This window comes from Aquabacterium sp. A08 (genome assembly GCF_011742065.1).
Window position 1 is genome coordinate 1 of sequence record NZ_JAAQQT010000555.1, and the last position, 5,038, is coordinate 5,038.

6 protein-coding genes and 1 tRNA gene are annotated in these 5,038 nt (G+C 68.7%); 5 read left to right on the plus strand and 2 right to left on the minus strand.

Annotated features, from left to right (window positions below; all coding sequences use genetic code 11):
- From HA630_RS05605 to HA630_RS05615, 3 genes are all read left to right on the plus strand, one after another.
- Window positions 1–246 (plus strand): nuclear transport factor 2 family protein (locus tag HA630_RS05605; protein ID WP_166833116.1); only part of this gene is annotated, 246 nt, incomplete at its 5' end.
- Window positions 246–1,256 (plus strand): YheT family hydrolase, encoded by a 1,011-nt coding sequence (locus tag HA630_RS05610; RefSeq protein ID WP_166833118.1) that lies wholly within the window; start codon window positions 246–248, stop codon window positions 1,254–1,256. The genes HA630_RS05605 and HA630_RS05610, both read left to right, overlap by 1 nt.
- Window positions 1,257–1,258: 2 nt before the next feature.
- Complete coding sequence (locus tag HA630_RS05615; RefSeq protein WP_166833121.1) at window positions 1,259–1,807, plus strand: DUF2946 family protein; 549 nt, start codon at window positions 1,259–1,261, stop codon at window positions 1,805–1,807.
- 67 nt (window positions 1,808–1,874) lie between these two features.
- Here HA630_RS05615 and HA630_RS05620 read toward each other — a convergent pair whose 3' ends face one another.
- Together HA630_RS05620 and HA630_RS05625 are read right to left on the minus strand one after the other, a co-directional pair.
- A complete protein-coding gene (locus tag HA630_RS05620) occupies window positions 1,875–2,387 on the minus strand; it encodes a cytochrome c5 family protein (RefSeq protein ID WP_166833123.1) in 513 nt (170 codons plus the stop codon).
- 204 nt (window positions 2,388–2,591) lie between these two features.
- Window positions 2,592–2,666 (minus strand) — tRNA-Arg (locus HA630_RS05625).
- Window positions 2,667–2,757: 91 nt separating this feature from the next.
- Here HA630_RS05625 and tkt point away from each other — a divergent pair.
- On the plus strand, window positions 2,758–4,905 hold the full coding sequence (gene tkt, locus HA630_RS05630) for a transketolase (RefSeq protein WP_371809207.1): 2,148 nt from the start codon (window positions 2,758–2,760) through the stop codon (window positions 4,903–4,905).
- Window positions 4,906–4,932: 27 nt separating this feature from the next.
- Window positions 4,933–5,038, plus strand: a 106-nt coding sequence (locus HA630_RS05635) for an aldehyde dehydrogenase (RefSeq protein ID WP_166833127.1), incomplete at its 3' end; no start/stop codon positions are given.

The window sequence follows — 5,038 nt, forward strand, 5'->3', positions numbered from 1 at the left end:
GCGCACGGCCCGATTGCGGTGCGGTTTGCGGTGCTGCACCGGGCCACCTGGGGCCAGACGGTGGTGCACAGCGTGGTGGAGACGGTGGACCTGCCGACCGACGACGGCGTGCTGCAAGCGGTGGTGGCCGCGACCAATGTGTACGTGCGCACCCTCAAGGGCTGGCGGCTGGCGGTGCACCACGCCAGCCCGGGCAGCCGGTGTGAACCGGACCCGCTGGCGGGTCACAGCACCACGCTGCATTGATGGACGCGCATCCCCGGGCATCGGCGCCTTGGTGGTTGCCGGGCGGCAACGCGCAGACCATCTGGTCGGCGCTGGCGGCGCGACGACACCGCGGCGAAGTGCCCCGGTGGCACCGCACACGCTGGACCACCCCGGACGGCGACTTCATCGACGTGGACAGCCAGGAGCTGCCGGAGGCGGGTGCAAGGTCGAAGGCACCCATGCTGGTGCTGTTCCACGGGCTGGAGGGCTCGTCGGCCAGCCATTACGCGCAGGCGTTCGCGGTGGTGGCGCAGGAGCGCGGTTGGGGCATGGCGGTGCCACATTTTCGGGGCTGCTCGGGTGAGATCAACCTGGCCCCGCGCGCCTACCACTCGGGCGACCACGAGGAGATCGGCTGGATCCTGTCGCGCTTGCGGGCGCAGGCCCCGCAACGGCCCTTGCTGGCGGTGGGCGTCTCGCTCGGGGGCAATGCGCTGATGCGCTGGGCGCAGGAGGCCGGCAGCACGGCGGCCCAGACGGTGGGCGCGCTGGCGGCGCTGTCCTCACCGCTCGACCTGGCGGCGGCCGGGTCTGCGATCGACCAGGGCTTCAACCGCTGGGTGTATGCACGCATGTTCTTGCGCACCATGCTGCGCAAGGCCGAGGCCAAATGGCGCCAGTTCCCGGGCCTGTTCGACCTGGAGGCGGTGCGCCGCGCGCGGACCCTGTATGCTTTCGACGACGTGTTCACCGGGCCTTTGCACGGCTTTGCCGGCACCGACGACTACTGGCGGCGGGCGGCGGCGAAACCACGGCTGGCCGAGGTGCGGGTGCCGGCGCTGGCGTTGAACGCGCGCAACGACCCGTTTGTGCCGGCGGTCAGCCTGCCCAAGCCGGGTCAGGTGGGGGCCTGGGTGACCCTTTGGCAGCCGGCGCAGGGGGGGCACGTGGGGTTTTGCGAACCCCAGGACGGCCTGGGCTGGCCGGGGCATGTGCTGGGCATGCCGGAGCGGGTGTGCGACTGGTTGCGCGAACGCGCAGGGGTGTGAGCATGGACGATATCGTCAAAGCCGCCATGGCCAAATGGCCTAACGTGCCCGCCTGCCACGGCTGGCTGGGGCTGGACGGCCGCGGCCGCTGGTGGATGCGCGACGACACCGCACAGGCGTTGGGGCCTTTCGCCGGGCCGGGTGCCCAGCCCGGCAGCCGCGGCAGCGAACTCAAGCACGACAAGCTCATCGGCTTCATACAGCGCAACTACGGGTGCAACGACGCCGGCGAATGGTTTTTCCAGAACGGACCGCAGCGCGTGTACGTCGAACTGGAGCACGCCCCCTGGGTCTGGCGTGTGCAGGGCGACGGCACCGTCACCAGCCACACCGGCTGCCCGGCGGCGGTGCGCAGCAGTTGGCTGGACGAGGACGGCTTGCTCTACCTCTGCACCGATTTGGGCCTGGGCGTGGTGCACCCGCAGGACATGGACACGGCCGCCGACCTGGTGCTGGAAGGGCGGTGGATGCCGCAGGAATGCGCCAGGGACGCGCTGGAGACGCGCTTTGGCTTTGTGCGCAGCCCGGCGCGGGCCCGCTCGGCGGCCTGACGCAGGCACCATGGGCCCATGAAAAATCCCGGCGAACCGGGCTTTTGCAGGGCAGTCGGCGAGCGGCTTACTGGGCCGGCGCGGCTTCAGGTTGGGCCGGTTCCTGGAAGGAGGCGCCACCGGCATTGGCCAGGTGAACCACCGCACGGGCGATTTCCAGGTCTTCAAACGCCCCGCCACCTTGGGCGCCCATGGCGCCCTTGCCCTTGAGGGCGGATTGCACCAGCGCGTCGTAGCCCTGGCCAAGGCGGGGGGCCCAATCGGCGGCGGCCCCGAATTTGGGGGCGCCCACCAGACCGGCGTCGTGGCAGGCGGCGCATTGGGCTTTGTACACGTCGGCGCCGGCTTGCAGCGGGCGGTTGGCATCGCGCAGTTCCACCGCACCCACGCGTTGGATGCGCTGGGCGGTGGCCAGTTCGGTGTTCACCGCGCCAGCGGCCGGTTTGTCGGCCTTGGTGACGTAGTACACCAGACCGATGATGAGGAACACGGGCACGACAAAAGAGAAGAACGACGTCCACAGCAGTTGCTTGGGCGTCTTGATCGGACCGGTGTGGGAGTCGTGCGCGTTGTCGCTCATGGTTTCCTCGGTAAGGCGGGTGCTGAAGGGGGCACCGGCAGACGAACGGGCGCCGGGCAATCGCAGATTATATCCACGCCGACTTTCAGCACCTGACGGCGCCCGGTGCGGTGGAAGCCGCGGACAGCCGGCGGGGCGCAACGGCGGACCGCTGGGTGCGGGCGACCGCCGGGCAGAAAAAAACCACCTCAGGGGTGGTGGGGGTGGCCTGGCCGCCAGGAATCGAACCTGGAACACAACCTTCGGAGGGTTGTATGATATCCGTTTCACCACGGCCAGAAGCAGCTGGATTGTAGCCCATGCGCGGCCGCTTGCCGGGAACCACAACAGCGCCCGCCAGGCATGGGGCGTTGAACGGTGCCTGGGCAGGGTGGGTGCGGCCGTTGCGTCCGGCGGCCGATCGCTAAAATACGGGGTTTGTCGGGCGCGCGCAGGCGTCCGGTCCACCGACGCACTCCGCACCATGACCTCCACCCAAACCCCCGTTTCCGCCCCCACCATGGCCAACGCGATCCGCGCCCTGGCCATGGACGCCGTGCAGCAAGCCAACTCCGGCCACCCCGGCGCGCCCATGGGCATGGCCGACATGGCGGTGGCCCTGTGGAACCGCCACCTGCTGCACAACCCCACCAACCCGGCCTGGGCCAACCGCGACCGCTTCGTGCTGTCCAACGGCCACGGCTCCATGCTGATTTACGCGCTGCTGCACCTGACCGGCTACAAGCTGCCGATGCAGGAACTGAAGAACTTCCGCCAGCTGGGCAGCAAGACCGCCGGCCACCCCGAAGTGGGCCACACCCCCGGCGTGGAAACCACCACCGGCCCGCTGGGCCAAGGCATCACCAACGCGGTGGGCATGGCGCTGGCCGAAAAGCTGCTGGCGGCCGAATTCAACCGGCCCGGCCACGCCATCGTCGACCACCGCACCTACGTCTTCTTGGGCGACGGCTGTTTGATGGAAGGCATCAGCCACGAGGCCATCGCCCTGGCCGGCGCCTGGAAGCTGAACAAGCTGATCGCCCTGTACGACGACAACGGCATTTCCATCGACGGCCAGGTCACCCCCTGGTTCATCGACAACACGCCCCAGCGCTTCGAGGCCTGCGGCTGGAACGTGATCCGCGCGGTCGATGGCCACGACGCCGACGCGGTGGATGCCGCCATTGCCCAGGCCAAACTGAGCACCGACAAACCCACGCTGATCTGCTGCAAGACGCACATCGGCAAGGGCAGCCCGAACCGTGCCAACACCGCCAAGGCCCACGGCGAGCCGCTGGGCGCCGAAGAAATCCAGCTGACCCGCGAGGCCCTGGGCTGGACGCACGAACCCTTTGCGATTCCCAAAGACGTGTACGCCGCCTGGGACGCCAAAGACGCCGGCAAAGCCGCCGAAAAGGCCTGGGACGCGCAGTTCGCCGCCTACAAAAAGGCCTTCCCGGCCGAAGCCAAGGAATTCGTGCGCCGCATGGCCGGTGAGCTGCCCAAGGGTTTCGACCAACTGGTGGTGGACACGGCGGTGGCCGCCCACAGCCAGGCGCAAACCGTGGCCAGCCGCAAGGCCAGCCAACTGGCGCTGGAGGCCTTCACCGCCGCGCTGCCCGAGCTGTTGGGCGGCAGCGCCGACCTGACCGGCTCCAACCTGACCAACACCAAGTCCACCCCCAACCTGCGTTTTGACGCTGCGGGCGCGGTGGTGAAGAACGAGGCCGGCCAGGGCGGTCGCCACATCAACTACGGCGTGCGCGAATTCGGCATGGCCGCCATCATGAACGGCGTGGCGCTGCACGGCGGCTTCATCCCCTACGGCGGCACCTTCCTCACCTTCAGTGACTATTCCCGCAACGCCATCCGCATGGCCGCGCTGATGAAGCAGCGCGTGGTGCACGTGTTCACCCACGACTCCATCGGCCTGGGCGAAGACGGCCCGACCCACCAGTCCATCGAACACGCCGCCAGCCTGCGCCTGATCCCCAACCTGGACGTGTGGCGCCCCGGCGACACCGCCGAAACGGCGATTGCCTGGGCCGTGGCGCTGCGCAACACCGACAAGCCCACCGCGCTGCTGCTGAGCCGCCAGAACCTGGCCTACGCGCCCAAGAAGGACCTGAGCGACATCAACAAGGGCGCTTACGTGTTGAGCGAGCCGCAGGACGTGGGCTTCAAGGCCGGCAAGAAGGCCAAGGCGGTGATCATCGCCACCGGTTCTGAAGTGCAGTTGGCGCTGAAGGCGCAGCAGCAACTGGCCGAGCAGAAGGTGCCGGTGCGCGTGGTGTCCATGCCCAGCACCACCACCTTCGACCGCCAGGACGCCGAGTACAAGACCGCCGTGCTGCCCAAGGGCCTGCCGCGCGTGGCGGTGGAAATGGGCTCCACCGACGGCTGGTGGAAGTACGGCTGCGCCGCCGTGGTGGGCATCGACACCTACGGCGAATCGGCCCCGGCGCCGGTGCTGTTCCAGCACTTCGGCTTCACGCCCGAGAACGTGGCCGCCACCGTGCAGGCCGTGCTGGGCGCGTAAAACATTTCAATCACCAAGGGAAAGCACATGACCATTCAACTGGGCATCAACGGTTTCGGCCGCATCGGCCGCCTGGCGCTGCGCGCGGCCGTGCAATCGGGCGGCGACATCGAAGTCGTCGGCATCAACGACC